At 67.0% G+C, this 19,720-nt stretch carries 18 protein-coding genes; 5 read left to right on the top strand and 13 right to left on the bottom strand.

What is annotated here, in order from left to right; translation table 11 throughout:
* Positions 1 to 7 precede the first annotated feature (7 nt).
* Together QTI66_RS13990 and QTI66_RS13985 are read left to right on the top strand one after the other, a co-directional pair.
* A complete protein-coding gene (locus tag QTI66_RS13990; protein ID WP_286560351.1) occupies positions 8 to 883 on the top strand; it encodes a branched-chain amino acid ABC transporter permease in 876 nt (291 codons plus the stop codon).
* A gap of 8 nt (positions 884 to 891) precedes the next feature.
* Complete coding sequence (locus QTI66_RS13985; RefSeq protein ID WP_286560349.1) at positions 892 to 1,878, top strand: branched-chain amino acid ABC transporter permease; 987 nt, start codon at positions 892 to 894, stop codon at positions 1,876 to 1,878.
* A gap of 754 nt (positions 1,879 to 2,632) precedes the next feature.
* Here the strand turns inward: QTI66_RS13985 and QTI66_RS13980 are convergent.
* The 8 genes from QTI66_RS13980 to QTI66_RS13945 form a co-directional block, all read right to left on the bottom strand.
* A complete protein-coding gene (locus tag QTI66_RS13980; RefSeq protein WP_444814999.1) occupies positions 2,633 to 3,724 on the bottom strand; it encodes a lipocalin-like domain-containing protein in 1,092 nt (363 codons plus the stop codon).
* Positions 3,725 to 3,727: 3 nt separating this feature from the next.
* Complete coding sequence (locus QTI66_RS13975; protein ID WP_286560348.1) at positions 3,728 to 4,825, bottom strand: PLP-dependent cysteine synthase family protein; 1,098 nt, start codon at positions 4,823 to 4,825, stop codon at positions 3,728 to 3,730.
* A gap of 11 nt (positions 4,826 to 4,836) precedes the next feature.
* On the bottom strand, positions 4,837 to 7,416 hold the full coding sequence (locus QTI66_RS13970; protein ID WP_286560347.1) for an FtsX-like permease family protein: 2,580 nt from the start codon (positions 7,414 to 7,416) through the stop codon (positions 4,837 to 4,839).
* A gap of 26 nt (positions 7,417 to 7,442) precedes the next feature.
* Positions 7,443 to 8,672, bottom strand: a complete 1,230-nt coding sequence (locus QTI66_RS13965) for an RNA polymerase sigma factor (RefSeq protein WP_286560345.1) — start codon at positions 8,670 to 8,672, stop codon at positions 7,443 to 7,445.
* Positions 8,669 to 9,025 (bottom strand): YciI family protein, encoded by a 357-nt coding sequence (locus tag QTI66_RS13960; RefSeq protein ID WP_286560343.1) that lies wholly within the window; start codon positions 9,023 to 9,025, stop codon positions 8,669 to 8,671. Before QTI66_RS13960 ends, QTI66_RS13965 begins: the two co-directional genes overlap by 4 nt.
* Positions 9,026 to 9,129: 104 nt before the next feature.
* A complete protein-coding gene (locus QTI66_RS13955; protein WP_286560341.1) occupies positions 9,130 to 9,777 on the bottom strand; it encodes an ABC transporter ATP-binding protein in 648 nt (215 codons plus the stop codon).
* Positions 9,774 to 10,772 (bottom strand): tRNA (adenosine(37)-N6)-dimethylallyltransferase MiaA, encoded by a 999-nt coding sequence (gene miaA, locus QTI66_RS13950; protein WP_286560339.1) that lies wholly within the window; start codon positions 10,770 to 10,772, stop codon positions 9,774 to 9,776. The genes QTI66_RS13955 and miaA overlap by 4 nt, the downstream gene beginning before the upstream one ends.
* 23 nt (positions 10,773 to 10,795) lie before the next feature.
* Positions 10,796 to 11,704 (bottom strand): alpha/beta hydrolase, encoded by a 909-nt coding sequence (locus tag QTI66_RS13945; RefSeq protein WP_286560337.1) that lies wholly within the window; start codon positions 11,702 to 11,704, stop codon positions 10,796 to 10,798.
* 263 nt (positions 11,705 to 11,967) lie between these two features.
* Between QTI66_RS13945 and QTI66_RS13940 the strand changes: the two genes are divergently transcribed.
* Complete coding sequence (locus QTI66_RS13940) at positions 11,968 to 13,377, top strand: FAD-binding oxidoreductase (protein WP_286560336.1); 1,410 nt, start codon at positions 11,968 to 11,970, stop codon at positions 13,375 to 13,377.
* An 8-nt stretch (positions 13,378 to 13,385) separates the two neighbouring features.
* Here the strand turns inward: QTI66_RS13940 and mutL are convergent, their stop codons facing one another.
* Positions 13,386 to 15,287, bottom strand: coding sequence for a DNA mismatch repair endonuclease MutL (gene mutL / locus QTI66_RS13935; RefSeq protein WP_286560335.1), 1,902 nt, complete (start codon positions 15,285 to 15,287; stop codon positions 13,386 to 13,388).
* 78 nt (positions 15,288 to 15,365) lie between these two features.
* Here mutL and QTI66_RS13930 point away from each other — a divergent pair, with 78 nt between their 5' ends.
* Positions 15,366 to 16,028, top strand: coding sequence for a DedA family protein (locus tag QTI66_RS13930; RefSeq protein WP_286560334.1), 663 nt, complete (start codon positions 15,366 to 15,368; stop codon positions 16,026 to 16,028).
* A gap of 21 nt (positions 16,029 to 16,049) precedes the next feature.
* On the opposite strand, the gene QTI66_RS13925 is transcribed toward QTI66_RS13930, so the two are convergent.
* The 3 genes from QTI66_RS13925 to tsaE form a co-directional block, all read right to left on the bottom strand.
* Positions 16,050 to 16,310 (bottom strand): YMGG-like glycine zipper-containing protein, encoded by a 261-nt coding sequence (locus QTI66_RS13925; protein WP_286560333.1) that lies wholly within the window; start codon positions 16,308 to 16,310, stop codon positions 16,050 to 16,052.
* Between the two features lie 110 nt (positions 16,311 to 16,420).
* On the bottom strand, positions 16,421 to 17,920 hold the full coding sequence (locus QTI66_RS13920) for an N-acetylmuramoyl-L-alanine amidase (RefSeq protein ID WP_286560330.1): 1,500 nt from the start codon (positions 17,918 to 17,920) through the stop codon (positions 16,421 to 16,423).
* Positions 17,917 to 18,432 carry a tRNA (adenosine(37)-N6)-threonylcarbamoyltransferase complex ATPase subunit type 1 TsaE gene (gene tsaE, locus QTI66_RS13915; RefSeq protein WP_286560872.1) on the bottom strand — a complete coding sequence of 172 codons (516 nt, stop codon included), beginning with the start codon at positions 18,430 to 18,432 and terminating at the stop codon, positions 17,917 to 17,919. Before tsaE ends, QTI66_RS13920 begins: the two co-directional genes overlap by 4 nt.
* On the opposite strand from tsaE, the gene queG reads away from it, so the two are divergent.
* Positions 18,433 to 19,482 (top strand): tRNA epoxyqueuosine(34) reductase QueG, encoded by a 1,050-nt coding sequence (gene queG, locus QTI66_RS13910; RefSeq protein ID WP_444815006.1) that lies wholly within the window; start codon positions 18,433 to 18,435, stop codon positions 19,480 to 19,482.
* Positions 19,483 to 19,490: 8 nt separating this feature from the next.
* Here queG and QTI66_RS13905 read toward each other — a convergent pair whose 3' ends face one another.
* Positions 19,491 to 19,709, bottom strand: a complete 219-nt coding sequence (locus QTI66_RS13905; RefSeq protein ID WP_286560327.1) for a hypothetical protein — start codon at positions 19,707 to 19,709, stop codon at positions 19,491 to 19,493.
* Positions 19,710 to 19,720: the final 11 nt, after the last annotated feature.

Genomic DNA, 19,720 nt, shown 5'->3' with positions numbered 1-19,720 from the left:
CTCTCACATGAACATTTCGATGCCGGCCCTGTTGAGCCAGCTCCTCCTGGGGCTGGTCAACGGCTCGTTCTACGCGATCCTGAGCCTCGGGCTGGCGGTGATCTTCGGGCTGCTCAACGTCATCAACTTTGCGCACGGCGCGCTGTTCATGCTGGGCGCCATCCTCACGTGGATGGCGATGGAGTATTTCGGCGTCAACTATTGGGTGATGCTGCTGGGAGCACCGCTCATCGTCGGCGCGTTCGGCGTGCTGATCGAGCGCTTGCTGCTGCGCTGGATCTACAAGCTCGACCACCTTTACGGCCTGCTGCTCACCCTCGGGCTCACCTTGTTGATCGAGGGCGTGTTCCGTTCGATCTACGGTGTGTCGGGCCTGGCCTATGACGCGCCCGAAGCGCTGTCCAGCGCCACCGACCTCGGCTTCATGGTGCTGCCCAACTACCGCGCGTGGGTGGTGCTGGCCTCGCTGGTGATCTGCTTTGCCACCTGGTTCGTGATCGAGAAGACGCGGCTGGGCGCCTACCTGCGCGCAGGCACTGAAAACCCGCGCCTGGTCGAGGCCTTCGGCGTCAACGTGCCGCTGATGATCACGCTGACCTACGCTTTCGGCTGTGCACTGGCCGCCTTTGCGGGCGTGCTGGCCGCGCCGGTCATCCAGGTTTCGCCGCTGATGGGGCAGAACCTCATCATCGTGGTGTTCGCGGTGGTCGTCATCGGCGGCATGGGCTCGATCATGGGCGCGATCCTTACCGGGCTCGGGCTCGGGGTGATCGAAGGCTTCACCAAGGTCTTCTATCCGGAAGCCTCATCCACCGTCGTGTTCGTGATCATGGTCATCGTGCTGCTCACCCGCCCGGCCGGCCTGTTCGGCAAAGAAAAATAAGGCGCGGCATGAAGAAAATCTCCACCGTCGTCTACGCGCTGTTGTTGCTGGCGCTCATCGTGGCGCCGTTCGCGGGCGCCTATCCGGTGTTCGTGATGAAGCTCATGTGCTTCGCGCTGTTCGCCTCGGCTTTCAACCTGCTGCTGGGCTTTACCGGGTTGCTGTCCTTCGGGCACGCGGCCTTCCTGGGCGGCTCAGCCTATGTGGCCGGACACGTCATCAAGGTGTGGGGGCTGACGCCCGAGGTCGGGCTCATTGCCGGCACGCTGGTTGGCGCAGCGCTGGGCTGGCTCTTCGGCGTGCTGGCGATCCGCCGCCAGGGCATCTATTTCTCGATGATCACGCTGGCGTTGGCGCAGATGATGTTCTTCGTTGCGCTGCAGGCCAAGTTCACCGGCGGCGAAGACGGCCTGCAGGCCGTGCCGCGCGGCAAGTTGTTCGGCGTCATCGACCTGTCGAACGACCTCACGATGTACTACGTGGCGCTGGTCATCGTGGTGGCGGCCTTCCTCCTGATCGTGCGGACCATCCATTCGCCCTTTGGACAGGTGCTCAAGGGCATCAAGGAAAACGAGCCGCGCGCGCTCTCGCTCGGCTATGACGTGAGCCGCTTCAAGCTGCTCGCCTTCGTGATTTCCGCGGCGCTCTCGGGGCTGGCCGGTTCGCTCAAGACGCTGGTGCTGGGATTTGCGACGCTCAGCGACGTGCACTGGACGGCATCCGGCCAGGTCATCCTGATGACACTGGTCGGCGGGCTTGGCACGCTTTCGGGTCCATTGGTAGGTTCGGCGGTCGTGGTGTTGCTCGAAAACAAGATCGGCGAACTCGGCAACTTCCTGGCGCGCATCACGACCATCGACTGGTTCAACACGCTCGGCGAGTCGGTCACGATGGTGACGGGGTTGATCTTCGTGATCTGCGTGCTCGCGTTCCGGCGAGGTGTGATGGGCGAGATCATTGCTCTCGTCACGCGGCGGCGGCACAACGGCGCCTAGGGCTTGGTGTTCTGGATTGCTTGCGCGGCGCGTTGCTTTGCGACGTGCGCGCCCGATGCAAAGGCACCGGTGTCGTTGATTGGCTGAGGTCGTGCGCGGCGCAAAGGCAACTGAGGGTCCGTTGATTGCTACGTTTGCGCGCGACGCAAAGGCACCTGCGGGCCCGGCGTGACGCGCCACTGCAGCGGTCGGCGCTGCGCACCGACTTCCCTGCGATGCTCACGCGACCGGCCTGCCGCGGAACTCGCGACGTTCACTTCGTTCACTCTGCTCAAACAGCCGCGGCAAATCAGATGACGAAGCACGCGTGTCCTTCGGCACGCGTGCAGGCCGGTCGCGCTCCGCTTCTCGGCGCCGCAGAGGCGCGTCACGCCGGGCCCGCAGGTGCCTTTGCTCTGGAAACAGTGTGGGGGTACCAACGCCGGCACCGTGCGCCGCAACGGCCATGGCGGCACAGCGTTCCGCTCCCCTCTCTGAACAGCACGACGTATCTCGCCGCGGCAGGTGGTCTGCGGCGCGGGCGATTTCCGGGGCGGCGAGGAGCGCAGGGCGCGGGGCGGCGCGTGCCGAAGGACACGCGCTTCGTCAACTGACTCGGTGCAGCTGTTTGAGCGTAGCGCGCCGAAGGAGCGCGGAGCGAGTTCTGCACCGCGCCCCGGGCCCGAGCACCGCAGTGCAGTCGATGCGCAGCATCGACCGCCCCGGATGAGCCCGTGCCGCAGACCACCTGCCGCGGCGCCCCCCGACCTACCCACTACATCCGCAGCGCGCCCATATACCCCACAAGCTCAAGATAACCGCGCCCCACACGCACCCCACGATCGTCCAGCAGGTCGCTCAGCCCTTCCCAGTAGACCGCGCCCGTCGAGCCCCGGCTGTCCAGTTCCTGATCGTCCAGCAGCGCCTTCACGGCGAAGCGCCCCGAGGGCGTGCGGATGCGCCATTCGACCGGGTAGCGCGCCTGTGTGGCGGGGCTCTTCCACACGCGCCCCGCCTCGAACACCACCTCGTCATGCCCGAACACGCGCAACTGTCCCTGCGCCGAGCGAAACGATCCACCCGCCCACACCGCGCCGCCTTCCCGGTCGCGCAGCCGGAAGGCCGTCAGCGCGCTGCCGTCGGACAGGTTCATGCCGATCCAGTCCCAGCCGACGGCGTTGGGCGCCATGTAGGTTTCGCTCCACTCGTGGTCCAGCCACGCGGTGCCCTGCGCCTCGAAAGCGCGGGATTGCAGGCGCAGCTGTCCGGTGGTCTTCAGTTGCGGCTCGCTGTAGTAGTTGCTCAGCTCGTCGGCCGCCGGGCCCTTGCGCGACAGGCCTGCATCGCCTTGCAACAGCACCGCCTGCGTGGGCGCAAAGCGAAGGTCCAGCGCAAACTCGCCCGCTTCGATGTGCGCAACGTACACGCCGCTCTTGTCGCGCAACAGGGACCAGTCGCGAATGCGCACGTCCGTGTCCTGTTCGCTGGCGCTGGCCACGTTCATCCCCGCGCGTGCGATGCGCTGGTCGTGGTGCAACTTGCCGCCCTTCAGGTCGGTGATGGCCGCGTGGGCAAAGATGAGTTGCCGCGCCGCAAAGGCCGATTTCATCGACTGCGTCGCATCGATGCGTGAGCGGAAAAAGGTGATCTGGAAACCGAACTCGCGCGCCGCATCGCCCGTGCCCGCCGAGGCGTGGCCCGTGATGTACCACCACTCGGTGCGCCAGTCGGGGTGGCTGCCGTAGTCGCGCGGAAACTGCAAAGGCCGATACACAGGCGCGGACGCGCCGAACACGCTGGCAGGCGCCATCCACATGCCGGCCAGCGGCAGGGAAGCGAGCAGGGCCGTGCGGCGCCGCATGGACATGGTTCAGGCCAGCAAGGCGTCGATGCGCGCCTGCGCCACTGCGCAATCGCCGAAGTTCGCCGCAACCCACGCGGCGTCGTGATAGCTCGGCAGGTAGCGCTCGCCCGCATCGCACAGCAACGAAAGAATCGAGCCCTTGCGGCCCGCGCTGCGCATTTCATGGGCCAGCGTGAGCATGCCGATGAAGTTGGTGCCCGTCGACGGCCCCACCTTGCGGCCGACCAATGCCGAGAGCGTGCGCATCGCCGCCACCGAATCGACATTCGGCACTTCCATCATCCGGTCCACCAGCGAACGGATGAAGCTCGCCTCCACGCGCGGCCGCCCGATGCCCTCGATGCGCGAACCCGGCGCAGTGAGCGTGGCGTCGCCGCTGCTGTGGTACGCACCGAACACCGAGCCCTCCGGGTCCGGCACGCACACTTGCGTGTCGTGGCAGCGATAGCGCACATAGCGCCCGATGGTCGCGCTGGTGCCGCCCGTGCCGGCGCCGACGACGATCCAGGCCGGCACCGGATGCGCCTCGCGCGACATCTGCTGGAACATGCTTTCGGCGATGTTGTTGTTGCCGCGCCAGTCCGTCGCGCGCTCCGCAAAAGTGAACTGGTCCATGTAGTGGCCGCCCGTGCGATCGGCCAGCGCGCGGGCCTCTTCGTACACCTGCGCCGCGCTGTCGACGAAATGGCTCTGGCCGCCGTAGAAGGCGATCTGCGCCACCTTTTCCGGCGAGGTGCTGCGCGGCATCACGGCGATGAAGGGCAGGCCCAGCAGGCGCGCGAAATAGGCCTCGCTCACGGCGGTGGAGCCGCTGGATGCCTCGACGATGGTCGTGCCCTCGCGCACCCAACCATTGCACAGCGCATACAGGAAAAGCGATCGCGCCAACCGGTGCTTGAGGCTGCCGGTGGGATGCGTGGATTCATCCTTCAGGTACAGGTCGATGCCATGCGCGGCGAAGGCGCGCAGCGGCAACGGAATCAGGTGCGTGTCGGCGCTGCGCTGGTAGTCCGCCTCGATGCGCTGAACGGCCGCGCCAAGCCAGCCGCTGCCGCTAGTGCCAGTGCCAGTGCCAGTGCCAGTGCCAGTGCCAATGGTGTTCATGGCCTGCATTGTCACCAGTCTTCCTTGACGGCGAGCACTGCATCCGTGCCCGCGGCAGCGCGACCGGAGAGCCACGCGGTCAGCGTTCCGGCCGCGAGCACCGCGACGCACAACGCCAGCAGGCGCAGCCACGGCACGAGCAGATCCATCGTCCAGTGAAAGCTCTGCGGATTGACGACGTGCACGAGGATCACCGACACGCCCAGGCCCAACGCCAACCCGGCAATCGCACCGATGGCGCTCCATGCTGCGCCTTCGCCCGCGACCACGCCCAGGATCTGTCCGCGCGTGAAGCCCAGGTGAGCCAGCAGGCCGAACTCCTTGCGCCGCGCCAGCACCTGCGCGCTGAAGCTCGCTGCGATGCCGAACAGCCCGATGGCGATCGCAACCGCCTGCAGCCAGTAGGTCACCGCAAAGCTGCGGTCGAAGATGCGCAGCGACGTCGCCCGGATCTCGCCGACGGACGCAAACTCGATCAGGTCCGGCGTGCCGAGCTGCCGCGCCGCAAGTGCGCGCACTGCCGCCTGCACGCTGCCATGGCTGGCGCCGGGTGCGATCCACATCGCGACGTCGCTTACGCTGCGGTCGCCGGAGATGCGCTCGAAGTCCCGCGCGTCCATGGTGATGGCGCCGAACTGGCGAACGTAGTCACGCCACACGCCCGCCACGAAGAAGCGTGGTGCGCCCGTGCCCGTGCCCGATGCCTTGGCGCTGCCGGCGAAGGCTTGCGACAGCGGCTCGAAATCATTGCCCGGCTTCGCACCGTAGAGATCGACCATCGCCTCGCTCACGTACACGCCGATGCGATCCGGCGGGGTCGGCATGAGCGCGCCGACCAGCGGCAGCGTGCGGGCCGGGTCGGCGTCCAGGCTGCGCGCGATCAGCGTGACTGCCGGCCGCGTGCTGTCCAGCAGCAGTGGCCGCGTGCGCAGCGTGCCCGTTCGCAAGACGCCAGGCACTTGTCCCACCGCTTGCACGAAGGCCGGATCGAAGGCTGCGGCATCGACCGCACTCCCACCGCTTCCGGCTGCGCGCAAGTAGAGGTCCGCCGGCAGCACCGCATCGAGCCAGCGCGTGACCGAATCCCGGAAGCTCGCCACCATGACAGTGAGCGCGACCGCCAGGCTCAGGCTCGCAACCACGCCGCTCACGGCGACGGCCGCACTTCCGCGCATGCGACGCGCGCGCTCCACCGCCAGCATCGGCAACACGCGATGCGCCACCAGCGGCGCGACGCGGTCGTACAGCGCGCCGATCAGCGCGGGCAGCGCTGCGATGCCACCCACCAGCAGGAACCCGACCGACAGATACGCTGCAATCGGCACGCCGAAGATCGCCGGTGCGAGCGCCAGCAGCCCGCCGGCGATCATCAACGTGAGGCCGATCCATCGCGCGAAACGCGAGCCGGACGACGCGGCCGTCGCGCCCAGCCCCTTGAGCGTCTGCGCTTCGGGCAAGGCCTGCGCCGCGCGTGCGGGCCACCAGCCACCGACCAGCGCCGCCAACACGCCCAGCGCGCCGTAGACCAGCGCGGCGCCCGTGCTCCAGCGCAACGTCGGCGCCACGCCCGGAAAGTAGCCCCCGCCCAGGTCGCCGCCGAGCAAGCGCAGCGCCAACGCGGCCAGCGCCGTTCCCAGCGCGATGCCCGCCACGCTGCCGATCAAGCCGAGAAAGCAGGATTCGACCAGCACCACCTGCAGGCGCTCGCGCGGCGTGAGGCCCAGCACGCCCAGCAACGCAAACTGCTGCGCACGCTTCGCCACACTCAACGCCAGCACCGAGAAGACCAGGAAGGCGCCTGTGAACAAGGCCACCAGCGCGAGCACCGTGAGGTTGACCCGGTAGGCGCGCGAGAGATTGCTCACGCGCTCCGCCGCATCGCCCGGCTCGGCCACGCGCACGCCGGCCGGCCACTGCGGCGACTGCTCGAGCGCGCGCACGAAGTCCGCCCGGTTAATGCCCGGCGTCAGCCGCAGGTCAATGCGGGTGAGCTGCCCCCATCGTTCGAACAAGTCCTGCGCCGCGGCGATGTCCATCACCGCGAGCGGCCCGCCACCCGCGGCCACACTGCCCGCGACCGCCAGCGTGTGCGGGAGGGCGCCGTATTGAATGTCGATGGACGTCGCCGTCGCGCCAATCGCCGATTGCGCCGCCGCGTTGAGGAAAACGTGTCCCGGCGCAATGGCCGCGAAACGATCGGCCTTCGCCGATGGCGAGGGCACCAACGCCGGCGCGATGCTCGACAGCGCCAGCGCATCCACGCCCAAGACCCGCATGGCAATGCGCTTGCTGTCGCGCAACGCCAGCACTTGCGTTTCGAGCACGGGGCTCGCCAGCGCCACCTGCGGATTAGCGGCAACACGCGCGAAAAGGCTTTCGTCAAACCCGCCTTGTGCTGCGCGCAATTCGAGGTCTGGCTGGCCATTCACCGAACGGACCGCGCTGGAGAATTCGTCGAGCGCCGAGGCGTTGATGAGCTGTACCGAGAACGCCAGCGCCACGCCCAGCATCACCGCGACGACAGCCGCCGCGCTGCGCCATGGGTGATGGCGCAGTTCACGCCACGAGAAGGTGCGGAGCAGGGCAAGCATCGCTGGATTATTCCGCGCGGGCCTGCTCAAAGCCGCTGCGAGACGCTGGCCAGCCAGGCGCGCACCGAAGGGTTGGCTGAAAGCCCGCTCGCGCGCAGATACGCGGCGCGCGCGGCGTCCGCATCGCCAAGCACACCGAGCAGGTGCGCCCGTGCCGCCCAATAAGGTTGGTAGCTCGTAACCTGTGCAGCATCCATGGCATCGAGTTCCTGCAAGCCCGCTGCTGCGCCGCGGGCCGTGGCGACCGCGCACGCGCGGCTTACCTGCGCGCCCACACTGGGTCGCAAGGCCAGCAAGCCGTCGTAGAGCGACACCAGCGCCTCGGACGGCACCTTGGCTCCCAATTGGCGCTGGCTGTGCGCGGACTGGATCGCAGCCTCCAACTGATAGGCGCCGATGGCGGACATCGCGGCGGCTTGGGCCAGGTGCTGCTCCGCCTCTTCGCGCATCGCGTGGTCCCACGCCGCCGTGTCTTGCGCATCGAGCGGAACGTAGGCGCCGGTGGCATCGCGACGTGCCTGCGCGCGGCTTTCGCAAAACAGCATGAGCGCGAGCAGGCCGCGCGGCTCGGGCTCGTGAGGCAGCAGGCTGCACAGGATGCGGCCGAGGTCGATCGCCTCCGCCGTGAGCCCCCGGTGCGCCGCATCGGCGCCTTCGACGTCTTCCCAGCCGGTGCCGTAGGCGGCGTAGATGCCGTCCAGCACATCCTGCAGGCGCTGCGGCACATCGCGTGCCTGCGGAAATTCAAAGGCGATGCCGGCCATGCGAATCCGCGCCTTGGCGCGCACCAGTCGCTGGCTGAGCGTTGCGGGCGCCACCAGGAATGCGTTGGCGATACGCGCGGCGTCCAGGCCGAGGACCGTCTGAAGCATCAGCGGCGCACGGGCAGCCGCGTCGATGGCCGGGTGCGCACAGACGAAAAGCAGTCGCAGGCGCTCGTCCGGCACGGCGCCTTGCGCATCGCCCTCGACGACCGCATCGGCCAGCAGCAACAGCGTTTGCGTGGCCCCTTCCTCGACGCGTGCATGGCGCCACGCGTCGAGCGTGCGGTGGCGTGCCACCTGCAGCAGCCATGCCTCGGGCTGCCCGGGAACACCGTCCACCGGCCAGCGCTCGAGCGCACGCGCAAAGGCATCGGCCAGCGCATCTTCCGACGCCGCGATGTCGCGCGTACGCGCCGACAGGATGGCGACCAGCCGCCCGTACGACTGCCGCGCCGCACGCTCGGCCGCGTCGTGCGCCGGCGAGGTACTCACATCTTCGACGGGTTGAAAAGCGGGCGCAGCTCCACGCCACCGGTCGAGGCGCAGGGCGCGCGCGCTGCCCATTCGAGCGCCGCGTCCAGGTCGGGCACGTTGATGACCAGGTAGCCGCCAAGCTGCTCCTTGGTGTCGGCAAAGGGGCCGTCCTGCACCTGCCGCTTGTCGCCGCGCAGCCGCAACGAGGTGGCCGTCATTGGCGGCTGCAAACCGTTGCCACCGACGGTGATGCCGGCTTCGTGCATGGCGCCCATGTAGGCCATCCAGCTGCCGACGTGGGCCTTGCCTTCGGCGCTCTCGCGCTGTGCGAAATCGGTCGGGGTTTCGTAGTACATCATCAGGTATTCCATCGCTGACTCCATCTTGCAAAAAGAGTTGTGTGAGCAGGATCGCTCACCACAATGACGCTTGGCGGCGGGCGATTTCGACAGTGTGCGACGGAACAGCGTCGAATTCAGGCGGCGATGCCGTCGGCGCGCAGGTGCAGCACCCGGTCGGCGCGTGCGGCGGCGGCTTCGGAATGCGTCACCAGCACCAGCGAGGCGCCGTGCTCGCGGGTTTGGCCAGCCAGCACGTGCATCACCTTGGCGGCGGTGGTGGGGTCGAGGTTGCCGGTCGGCTCGTCGGCCAGCAGCAGGGTGGGGCGATGCACCAGCGCACGCGCGATGGCGACGCGCTGCAATTGCCCGCCGCTCAGTTGCTGGGGCAGGCGGTCGCCCAGCCCTTCGAGTCCAACGGCGCTGAGCATCTGCTGTACGCGCGCATCGTCCCTGCGGCCCTGCAGCATCAAGGGCAAGGCGATGTTCTGCGCGACGTCCAGATGGGGCAGCACGTGGAAGGCCTGGAATACGAAGCCGACGTGGCTGCGCCGCCAGAGCGCGCGTGCCGTGGCGTCGAGCGTGCCGAGGTCGGTGCCGGCCTGCGTGATGGTCCCGGCGTCCCAGGTGTCCAGCGCGGCCATGCAGTTGAGCAGCGTGGACTTGCCGACGCCCGATTCGCCGACGATGGCGACGAATTCGCCCGGCGCAACGTCCAATGACACGTTCTCGAAAACGGCTGCTTCGCCGTAGTGCTTGGCGAGTCCGCGAACAGCAATCGTCATATCCCGCGCACCACGCCGGTAGCAATCCAACGATCCACCTGCCCTATCACCCGCTCTATGGCATCGGGCGCGCTGGCTTCGATCACCTGTCGGCTCGGCATGCTGCGCAGCCAGGTGATCTGGCGTTTGGCCAGCTGGCGCGTGGCTGCCACGCCGCGTTCGCGCAGTTCGGCCATGGGCCAGTCGCCGTCGAGCGCTTCCCACGCCTGTCGGTAGCCGACGCAGCGCATCGAGGGCAGGTCGGCCGTCAGGTCGCCGCGGGCCCGCAGTGCGGCTACTTCATCGAGAAAGCCCGCCTCCAGCATCGCATCGAAGCGTTGTGCGATGCGTTCGTGCAGCCAGGTTCGGTCATGCGGCTCCAGCGAGATGAGCGCCGCGGCTTGCGCCGGCGGTTTGGCGCCTGCATGAAAGCTCGACAGGGGCTTGCCGCTCGCATGCCACACCTCCAGCGCGCGCTGGATGCGCTGGCTGTCATTGGGCGAAAGGCGCGCCGCCGTTGGTGCATCGACCTGCGCCAGCCTGTCGTGCATTGCAGGCCAGCCCAGCCGCGCCGCATCCGCCTCGATGCTGGCGCGCACGGCAGGTTCGGCCGTCGGCATCTCGTCGATGCCATGGATGAGCGCGTTGAAATACAGCATCGTGCCGCCGACCAGCAAGGGCAGGCGCCCACGGGCGCGGATCTCCTCGATGAGCCGCGTTGCATCGCGCACGAAGGCGCCGGCGTTGTACGCATCGCGCGGATCGCGGATGTCGATGAGGTGATGCGGCACCTGCGCCAGCTCACTGGCGCTCGGTTTGGCCGTGCCGATGTCCATGCCGCGAAACACCAGCGCCGAATCGACGCTGACGATTTCCACCGGCCGTGTGCGCGCCACGGCCAACGCGGCGGCGGTTTTCCCACTGGCCGTGGGGCCGGCAAGGCCAAGCCACTTCAGGTCAACAGGAAGCCGGGACGTGGTGGCCGCAACCGTTGCGGTGAGAGCAGGGGGCGACATGCGCCCGAGGTTATCAAACGCGGTCAGCCGGGCGCCCGCACGCTGCTTCGGGTTTGGGCCTGCACCGGGTCCGCGGGATCGTCCGGCTGCTTCATGCGAAAGAGCTCGCTCAGCGCGGCCCGGTATTGCGCCGCGCCCACCGTGTTGGTGCTGTGGTGCGAGCCGCCCTCGACCAGCACGAAGAGCTTGGGATCGACGGCTGCGTTGTAGAGCTTCCGGCCGAGTTCAGGGCGGATCAGGTTGTCGAGCGAGCCATGCACGACCAGCAGGGGCGAGTGGATGTCCTTGACGCGCGCCAGCGCATCGAAGTGCTGCGTGAGGAAAGGCGTGAAGGGCAGCCAGCCCCACTTGAAGCTGCTCACCACTTCCGAGATGGAGGTGAAGGTGCCTTCGACGATGGTGCCGCTTTCGTCTTTCACCCGCGACGCGAGGTCGATGCCGATGGCGCCGCCCAGCGAGTGGCCGAAGATGTAGCGATGCTGTTTGGGATGCGCCTTGCCCAGCCAGATCCAAGCGGCCATGGCGTCTTCGCGGGCGGAGTCTTCGGATGGCAATGCCTTGCTGCTCTTGCCGAAGCCGCGGTAGTCGATGGCCAGCACCGAAAAACCGAGTTCGTGCATGCGCTGGATGCGCGGCGCGGAACCCGCCACGTTGTAGCGGGCGCCGTGCAGGTAGAGAAGGACCGGCTTGTCCGGCGAATCAGGTTTGTCGCCCAGCCACAGACCGTGCAGGCGCACGGCCTCGCCGGTGAGCGAGGACTTGTAGTCGATCCAGACGTCTTCCATGCCCGCCGTCATCGCGGCCGTGTTGCCCCAACTGCGGTCGCTGGGCTGGAAGATCCACTCGCGCTGCTGCGCATCCAGCGTGGAGCAGCCTCCAGCAAGAGCGCCCACGAGGGCGGTGGCTGCAACGAACAGGGACCAGCGTTTCATTCCTGCATGAGGGATTGGCGAGGCGGTTCTTTGGTTCCGTTTCCAGCCGAAATGGATGGAAACTTCTGACAGAAAGCATGCAACGCACGTGCCAGACGCTTCGATGACAGTCGGAATGCAAGCACTTGGTTACAAGTGGAATGCTCGCAGACGCTGGCAATCGGGCGTCGAAGGGTATTCCCCAATACCCGGGAAAGTTGCGCGAAGCGGTTGGCGCGAGCGCAGTAAAGTGCCTCGCTCACGGTGTTTCAAGGAGCTGAGTCATGGCCGCTCAATCCGCAGACCGCATCGAAGAATTTCGCGCGCAATTCGCAGGTCAAACCCTGACACCCGGCGACGCGGAGTTCGACAAGGCCCGTTCCGTCTGGAACGGCGCGATCGACCGCAAACCTGCAGTCATCGCCCGTTGCACGACAGCCGCACAGGTCGCCGACGCCATCCGGTTTGCCCGCGTTGCAGGGCTTCAGATTGCCGTGCGCGGCGGCGGCCACAGCTATGCGGGCAATTCGGTCTGCGATGGCGGGCTGATGATCCACCTCGGGGCCATGAACGGCGTGGGCGTCGATGCGGGCGCGCGGCGCGCCGTGTGCGGTGGTGGCGCGACGTGGGCCGATGTGGACGCCGCGACGCAGGCACACGGGCTGGCGACGCCGGGCGGCTTCATCAGCCACACCGGCATCGCGGGGCTCACCCTCGGTGGCGGTATCGGCTGGCTTTCAGCCAAGGCGGGCTTGTCGTGCGACAACTTGGTCGCCGCCGAAGTGGTGACGGCCGACTCGCAAATCATTCGCGCCTCGGGGGATGAAAACCCCGATCTCTTCTGGGCGCTGCGCGGTGGCGGCGGCAACTTTGGCGTCGTCACTTCATTCGAATTTGCGCTGCATCCCGTCGGCCCGCTGGTCAACCTCGGCCTGTTCTTCTACGAGCTCGACAAGGGCCCGGATGCGTTGCGATTTGCGCGCGGTTTCGTCAAGACGCTGCCTGACGACGCGACCTCTTTCCTCGCCATTGGCATCAACGCGCCGCCTGCTCCCTTCGTGCCGGAGCCGTTCCGGTTCCGGCTGGGGCATGCACTGCTCGTCGTGGGGTACGGATCGGTGGAGGCGCACGCAGCGCTCGCTGCACAGGTCCGCAACGCCGTCGCGCCGCTCTTTGAACTGGTCACACCAATTCCTTTCGTGGCCCTCCAGCAGCTGTTCAACGACAGCGCGACCTGGGGATCGCTGGCTTACGAAAAAGCGCTGTACCTCGATGAGTTGTCGGACGCGGCCATCGCCGTGATCGGCGAACATGCACCGAAGAAAATCTCGCCGCATTCTTTCTGTCCGACCTTCATGCTGTCCGGTGCCTATCGGGCCAAAGACGATGCCGACACGGCCTTTGGCGGCAGCCGCAGCGCGGGCTATGTCTTCAACGTCGAGGCCGCGGCGCACGACCAGGCGACCTACGAGGCGGACCGCATGTGGGTGCGCAATTTCTGGGAAGCAATGCGGCCGCATGCCAGCGGTTCAGGCGGCTACGTGAACTTCATGGCGGAAGCGGACGAGGACCGCCTGCGCGCTTCCTATGGCGAGGAGAAGTACCAGCGGCTGGCGCGCATCAAGGCACAGTTCGACCCCGAAAACATCTTCCGCCTCAATGCCAACATCCGGCCGATGGCGCAGGCCGCTTGAAGGGCTTGTCAGCGCCCGCGCATGAAGAGCGCGTCCAGCTCCCGCACCGACAGCTGGCGCCATGTGGGCCGACCGTGATTGCACTGGTCCGAGCGCTCGGTGGCTTCCATCTGGCGCAGCAGCGCGTTCATTTCGTCCACCGTCAGCTTGCGATTGGCGCGCACCGCACCGTGGCAGGCCATGGTCGACAGCAACTCGTTTTGAGCGCGCTGCACCACGGTGCTCGCATCGTGTTGCGCCAGCTCGGCCAGCACGCTGCGCGCGAGTTCGACCGGGTCGCCGTCGGCCAGCGTGCCGGGCACGGCGCGCACCGCCAGCGTACGCGGTGAAAAGGGCGTGATCTCCAGGCCCAGCGAGGGCAACACGGCGACGCAGGCTTCGGCCGTTGCCACCTCTTGCGGCGTCGCTGCGAACGTGGCCGGAATCAGCAGCGGCTGGCTGGTGATGGCGGCACCGTCGAGCTGCGTCTTGAGCCGCTCGTAGACGATGCGCTCGTGCGCCGCATGCATGTCGACGATGACCAGGCCTTGCGCGTTTTCCGCGAGGATGTAGATGCCTTGCAGTTGCGCGAGGGCGCGGCCCAGCGGCCAGATGTCGGCTTCGTTTGCTTGCGCAGCAACTGGCGCCGCGGCGAAGGACGGTATGGGGCCGTCCGCCGGTCGCGACACGAAAGGCGCGCCTTCCGCCGGTCGCGCGAAAGCGGGTTCCGGCGTGCGCTCGAAGGCGCGCGTCGGCCACATCGCTGCGCTGTCGCCCAGCCCCCCGCGCTCCGAAACGAAGTTCATCGTCGGCTGCGCCCAAGGGCGCATTGGGGCAGGTGCCACCGCAGCAGGTTGCAGCGAAGGCGCATCGGCCAGGCTCGCAGCGGGCTGCCCCGAACGCGGAACTGCCAATGCGTTCTCGATGGCATGGCGCACCGCCTGATGCACTTCGCGGCCATCGCGAAAGCGCACTTCGATCTTGGTGGGGTGCACGTTGACGTCCACACGCGCTGGGTCGATCTCCAGGTACAGCGCATACACCGGCTGGCGCTGCCCGTGCAGCACGTCTTCATAAGCACTGCGCGCCGCGTGGGCGAGCACCTTGTCGCGCACGAATCGGCCGTTCACGTAGAAAAACTGCTGGTCGCCGCGTGAGCGTGCCGCATCGGGAATGCCGGCGCGACCAGTGACGCGAACGGGGCCGTGCGCATGATCGACCGCGACGCTGCGCACGACGAAGTCCTCGCCCAACGCATCGGCCAGGCGCACCTCGGGCGTTTCGGTCGCGCGCCATTGCTCGACGAGCTTGCCCTCGTGCCACACTGCAAAGCCCACGTCGGGACGGGCCAGCGCGTGGCGGCGCACGGCCTCCACGCAATGGGCCAGTTCCGTGGCGTCCGTTTTCAGGAACTTGCGACGCGCGGGTGTGGCGAAGAACAGCTCGCGCACTTCCACCGTCGTGCCGACGCCGCGTGCGATGGGACGCAGTTCGCCGGATTGCCCGTCCAGCGACCATCCGCCGCCGCCTTCGCCATCGACAAAGCGCGAGTGCAGCGAGAGTTCCGCGATCGAGTTGATGGCCGCCAGCGCCTCGCCCCGAAAGCCCATGGTGCCGACGGTTTCAAGATCGATCAGGCTGGCGATCTTGCTGGTCGCGTGGCGGCGCAGGGCAATGGTCAGCTCGGAGGAGGGAATGCCCTGACCGTCGTCCTCGACGGCGATCAGCCGGACGCCGCCAGCCAGCAGGCGCACCACGATCTGCCTGGCGCCGGCATCGAGGGCGTTGTCCACCAACTCACGCACGACGGAGGCCGGCCGCTCGACCACCTCGCCTGCGGCGATCTGGCTGATCAGGTCATCGGATAGTTCGCGGATGGGACGCCGCACGGAGGGCGACGTCGAAGCAGGGGAGGAAGGAAGGGCGCTCACCCGGCAATTCTAGGCAAGGGCCGCCCCGGCGAACGGAAATGTGGATTTGCGTTCAGCCTCGTTCGGGATAATGGTTACATGGACATCATCAGTTTCCTCATCGACTTCATTCTTCACGTCGACAAGCACCTCGAAACCTTTGTCGTCAACTACGGCCCGTGGGTCTACGGACTTCTGTTCCTGGTCGTCTTCGTGGAGACGGGGCTGGTGGTCATGCCCTTTTTGCCGGGGGATTCGCTGCTGTTCATCGTCGGCGCGTTGTGCGGCACGGGGGCCATGAGCTATCCCGTGGCCTGCGGCGTGCTGCTGGCTGCGGCCATCCTGGGCGACCAATGCAACTACAGCATCGGACGCTACTTCGGGCCGAAGGTGTTCCAGTGGGAAGATTCGCGCTTCTTCAACCGCAAGGCCTTCAACCAGGCGCATGAGTTCTACGAACGCTATGGCGGCGTGACGATCATCCTGGCGCGCTTCATGCCCTTCATCCGCACCTTTGCGCCCTTCGTGGCGGGCGTGGCGATGATGGACCGTGCCAAGTTCACCGCCTTCAATGTCGTCGGCGCATTGCTTTGGGTTCTTGGCATTGCGACGGCGGGCTACTTCTTTGGCAACCTTCCCTTGGTGCGTGAGCACCTGGACAAGATCATCTGGGCGCTGATCTTCGTGCCGGGGCTCATCGCGATTTACGGGGCGTGGAGCGCAGGCCGCAAGTCGCGGTCTGCGGGTGCCTCACAGCCCTGAAGATTCAAGCGTCAGGCCCGATCAATACGTCGGTCCGTTGTTCGGGTAGTAGCGGCGCTGGTCGCTGCGTCGGCCCACTTCGTTGCCGATGAGCGCGCCGGCTGCAGCGCCGCCCACGGTTCCGAAGGCGTTGCCGCCGCCGATGGCGTTACCGGCAGCACCGCCGATGACCGCGCCGCCCACGGTGCCCAGTTGCTGGTTGGTCGGACCGCCCCCCGCGCAGCCCGTCAGTGCAACGACGGACGAGATCGCGATGGCTGAAATCCAGGTACGTGTCTTCATGATCTTCACCTTTCAGTTGGTTGTGAAGTCACTCTAGAAAGCACGCCAGATCGCGGTGTAGGAGCGCACCGCGAGCGCCTGCGCGCAGTCGCGGCAGGCCCTTGACAGCATCAAAGCTGCCGGCTGCGCGCCAGCGGCGGGTTTTGCGCGAAGTAGCGCTCGATGCCGCGCATCAGCGCGTCGGCCAGGTCTTCCTGGTACTTCACGCTGCGCAGGTTCGCTTCTTCCTCGGGGTTGCTGATGAAGGCGGTTTCGACCAACACGCTTGGAATGTCCGGCGCCTTGAGCACCGCAAAGCCTGCCTGCTCGACGCTGCCCTTGTGCAAGCGGCCGATGTTGCGAATTTCCCCGAGCATGGCCGTGCCGAGCTTGAGGCTGTCGTTGATCTGCGCGGTGGTGCTCATGTCGAACAGGGCGCGTTGAACGTGCATGTCCTGGTTGCCCAGGTTCACGCCGCCCACCTTGTCGGCATCGTTTTCCTTGTTGGCGAGCCATCGTGCGGCACTGCTCGATGCGCCGCGCTGGCTCAGCGCGAACACGCTGGCGCCGCGCGCCTCGGGCGTGGTGAAGGCGTCGGCATGAATGCTCACGAACAAGTCGGCCTGAACGCGCCGCGCCTTCTGCACGCGCACGTTCAGCGGCACGAAGAAATCGTCGTCGCGCGTCATGAAGGCGCGCATCGGGTTGCCGGCGACGGTCGCGTTGTTGATGCGCTGTCGAAGCCGGTGCGCCACCTGCAGCACGATGTCTTTCTCGCGCGTGCCGTTGGGTCCGATGGCGCCGGGGTCTTCACCGCCATGGCCCGGATCGAGCGCGACGATGATGATGCGGTCGGTGCGGGTTGCGGTCGCGTTGATCCGGGGTTGCGGCGCCACCGAAGGCGCGGCCGTTGGCTTGGTGGCCAGGGCCATGCCGGGCGGCAGGGGCGCTTGCGGCAAGGCGCGAGCAGGGGCCGTTCCGGGCGGCGTGAGTGGCCGGCTGTCCTGCTGGGCGATCAGTTCGCCGAGCGGATCGGTTGCGGTGGCGGTCGCAGATGCGGCCGCAGTTGTGGCGGCAGTCGTGGCGGGCGGCATGGGCCGCGCATAAGCCGGCGCGGGCTGTTGGCCGGCGGGCGCGGGCGCAACCTTGGGCGCGTCGCGCAGGCGCTCGGCCACCAATGCCTCGAGCGGGTCGACGGGTTGCTGGGGATAGAGATCAAGCACCAGCCGGTCGCGATACGCCGCAATCGGCGCCAGCGAAAACACCTGCGGCAACACCGCCTGCTTGAGATCGAACACGATGCGCACGACTTCGGGCGAGAACTGCCCCACGCGCAGGCCGTTGATGAAAGGGTCGTCCGGCTTGATCTTGCCCACGAGTTCGCGCAGCGCCGGATTGAGCTGGATGCCTTCGATGTCCACCGCCAGGCGCGGCGGATTGCCGACCACCAGTTGCTGCGACTGCAAGCGGCCGTCGGATTCAATGGTCACGCGCGTGTAGTCGGTGGCGGGCCAGACGCGCACGGCCATGATGGTGGCGCCGCTGGCGATGTGCTGCTTGCCCAGCAGCAGGACGAGGCTGCCGGCTTGCAGCAGTGCACGGCGGCGCGGGTGCCTCTGCACGCCACTCATGCCCGTGAGGCCTCCAGCAGCAGCTTGCCGCGCGGGGTGTTGGCAGTCAGGGTCACGGTTCGCGAATCATTGCTCATTGCTTCAATTTTAATAGCAAGGTCGGCAACTGGAATGTGGCCTGCAGCGTTGTCGGGCCATTCCGCCAACTTCAGGCCGGGTGCTGCGAAGATGTCCCGGAATCCGGCGTCTTCCCATTCGCGCGGATCGCTGAAGCGATAGAAATCGAAGTGGTGGATGTCCAGTCCCTGCGGCGTCGCGTGGGGTTCCACCACTGCATAAGTCGGGCTCTTGATGCGCCCCCTGATGCCCAGCGCATGCAGCAGGTGGCGAACAAAAGTCGTCTTGCCCGCGCCGAGGTCGCCATGCAGCGCGATGAAGGCGTTGGCGAGCTCGGGCTGGGCTTTCATTGCTTCGGCCAGGGCGGCAGAGAAGGCAATGGTCGCGTCCTCATCACGCCATTGGCGCGTTTCTACAATCGGCAGGTGATCGGCAGCAAGCAACTCTTGACCCATATTCAAACGCTGGCGCGGGAGCTTGGATTCTCCCAAATCGGTGTGGCGGGGGTTGACCTGTCCAGTTCGGAGCCGGGGTTGATGCAATGGCTCCATAACGGCTTTCATGGCGATATGGCCTACATGGCCGCGCATGGACTGCGACGGGCGCGCCCGGCTGAACTGGTGCCGGGCACGGTGAGCGTCATCACGGCGCGCATGGACTACCTGCCGCGCACCACGCCCGATGAATGGCAGCGCATCGAATTCGGGCGGCTGGAGCGGCCATCGGAGGCCATCGTGTCGATGTATGCGCGGGGCCGCGACTATCACAAGGTGCTGCGTTCGCGCCTCCAGAAACTGGCGGATGGCATCGCGGCGCAGGTCGGCCCCTTTGGCCATCGCGTGTTCACCGATTCGGCGCCGGTGCTCGAAGCAGAACTCGCCTCGCGCAGCGGCCAGGGTTGGCGCGGCAAGCACACGCTGGTGCTCGATCGCGATGCGGGTTCGATGTTCTTCCTGGGCGAGATCTATGTCGACATGGAACTGCCCAAAAGCGAGCCTGTGAGCGCGCATTGCGGCAGTTGCAGCGCCTGCATCGACGTGTGCCCCACGCAGGCCATCATCGCGCCGCATCGCCTCGATGCGCGCCGCTGCATCTCGTACCTGACCATCGAGCACGCGGGCGCGATCCCCGAGGAGTTGCGGCCCCTCATGGCCAACCGCATCTACGGCTGCGACGACTGCCAACTCATCTGCCCGTGGAACAAGTTCGCCCGCAAGAGCGCATTGCCCGACTTCGATGAACGCGAAGGTTTGACGGGACGCGGCCTGGCAGAACTCTTCGCGTGGACAGAAGAAGAGTTCCTGCGCCGTACCGAAGGCAGCCCCATTCGCCGCATCGGGCACGAACGCTGGCTGCGCAACATCGCCGTTGCGCTGGGCAATGCACTGCGCGCCGGTGACGAATCTGCTGCCGCAGCCCTGCAAACACGCGCCGCTCACCCCAGCGCCCTGGTGCGCGAGCACGTGGCGTGGGCCTTGTGCGCTGCGCGCGACTTCAGCGCATAGCGCGCAGCCTACTTCTTCGTTTGATGATGCTTCGACCCGTGGGACGGCGTCGATTTCATGGGCTTGGCCGGCACCGACTCGGCCGGCTTGCCGGACTGGAAGTCGCTCAGCGCTGCGGCCATGCGCTGGTCGCGAGTGGTATCGGTGACTGGCGTCGGGGAGGCTGCGAACGCCGGAGCGGCAAGGGCGAGGACGCTGGCCAGGAGCGCACTGCGAGGAATCAACATGATCGATCCTT

It is taken from the genome of Variovorax brevis (assembly GCF_030317105.1).
Taxonomy (GTDB): domain Bacteria; phylum Pseudomonadota; class Gammaproteobacteria; order Burkholderiales; family Burkholderiaceae_C; genus Variovorax; species Variovorax brevis.
The sequence above is the reverse complement of the archived record's forward strand: the minus strand, read 5'-3'. Positions and strand labels throughout refer to the sequence as shown.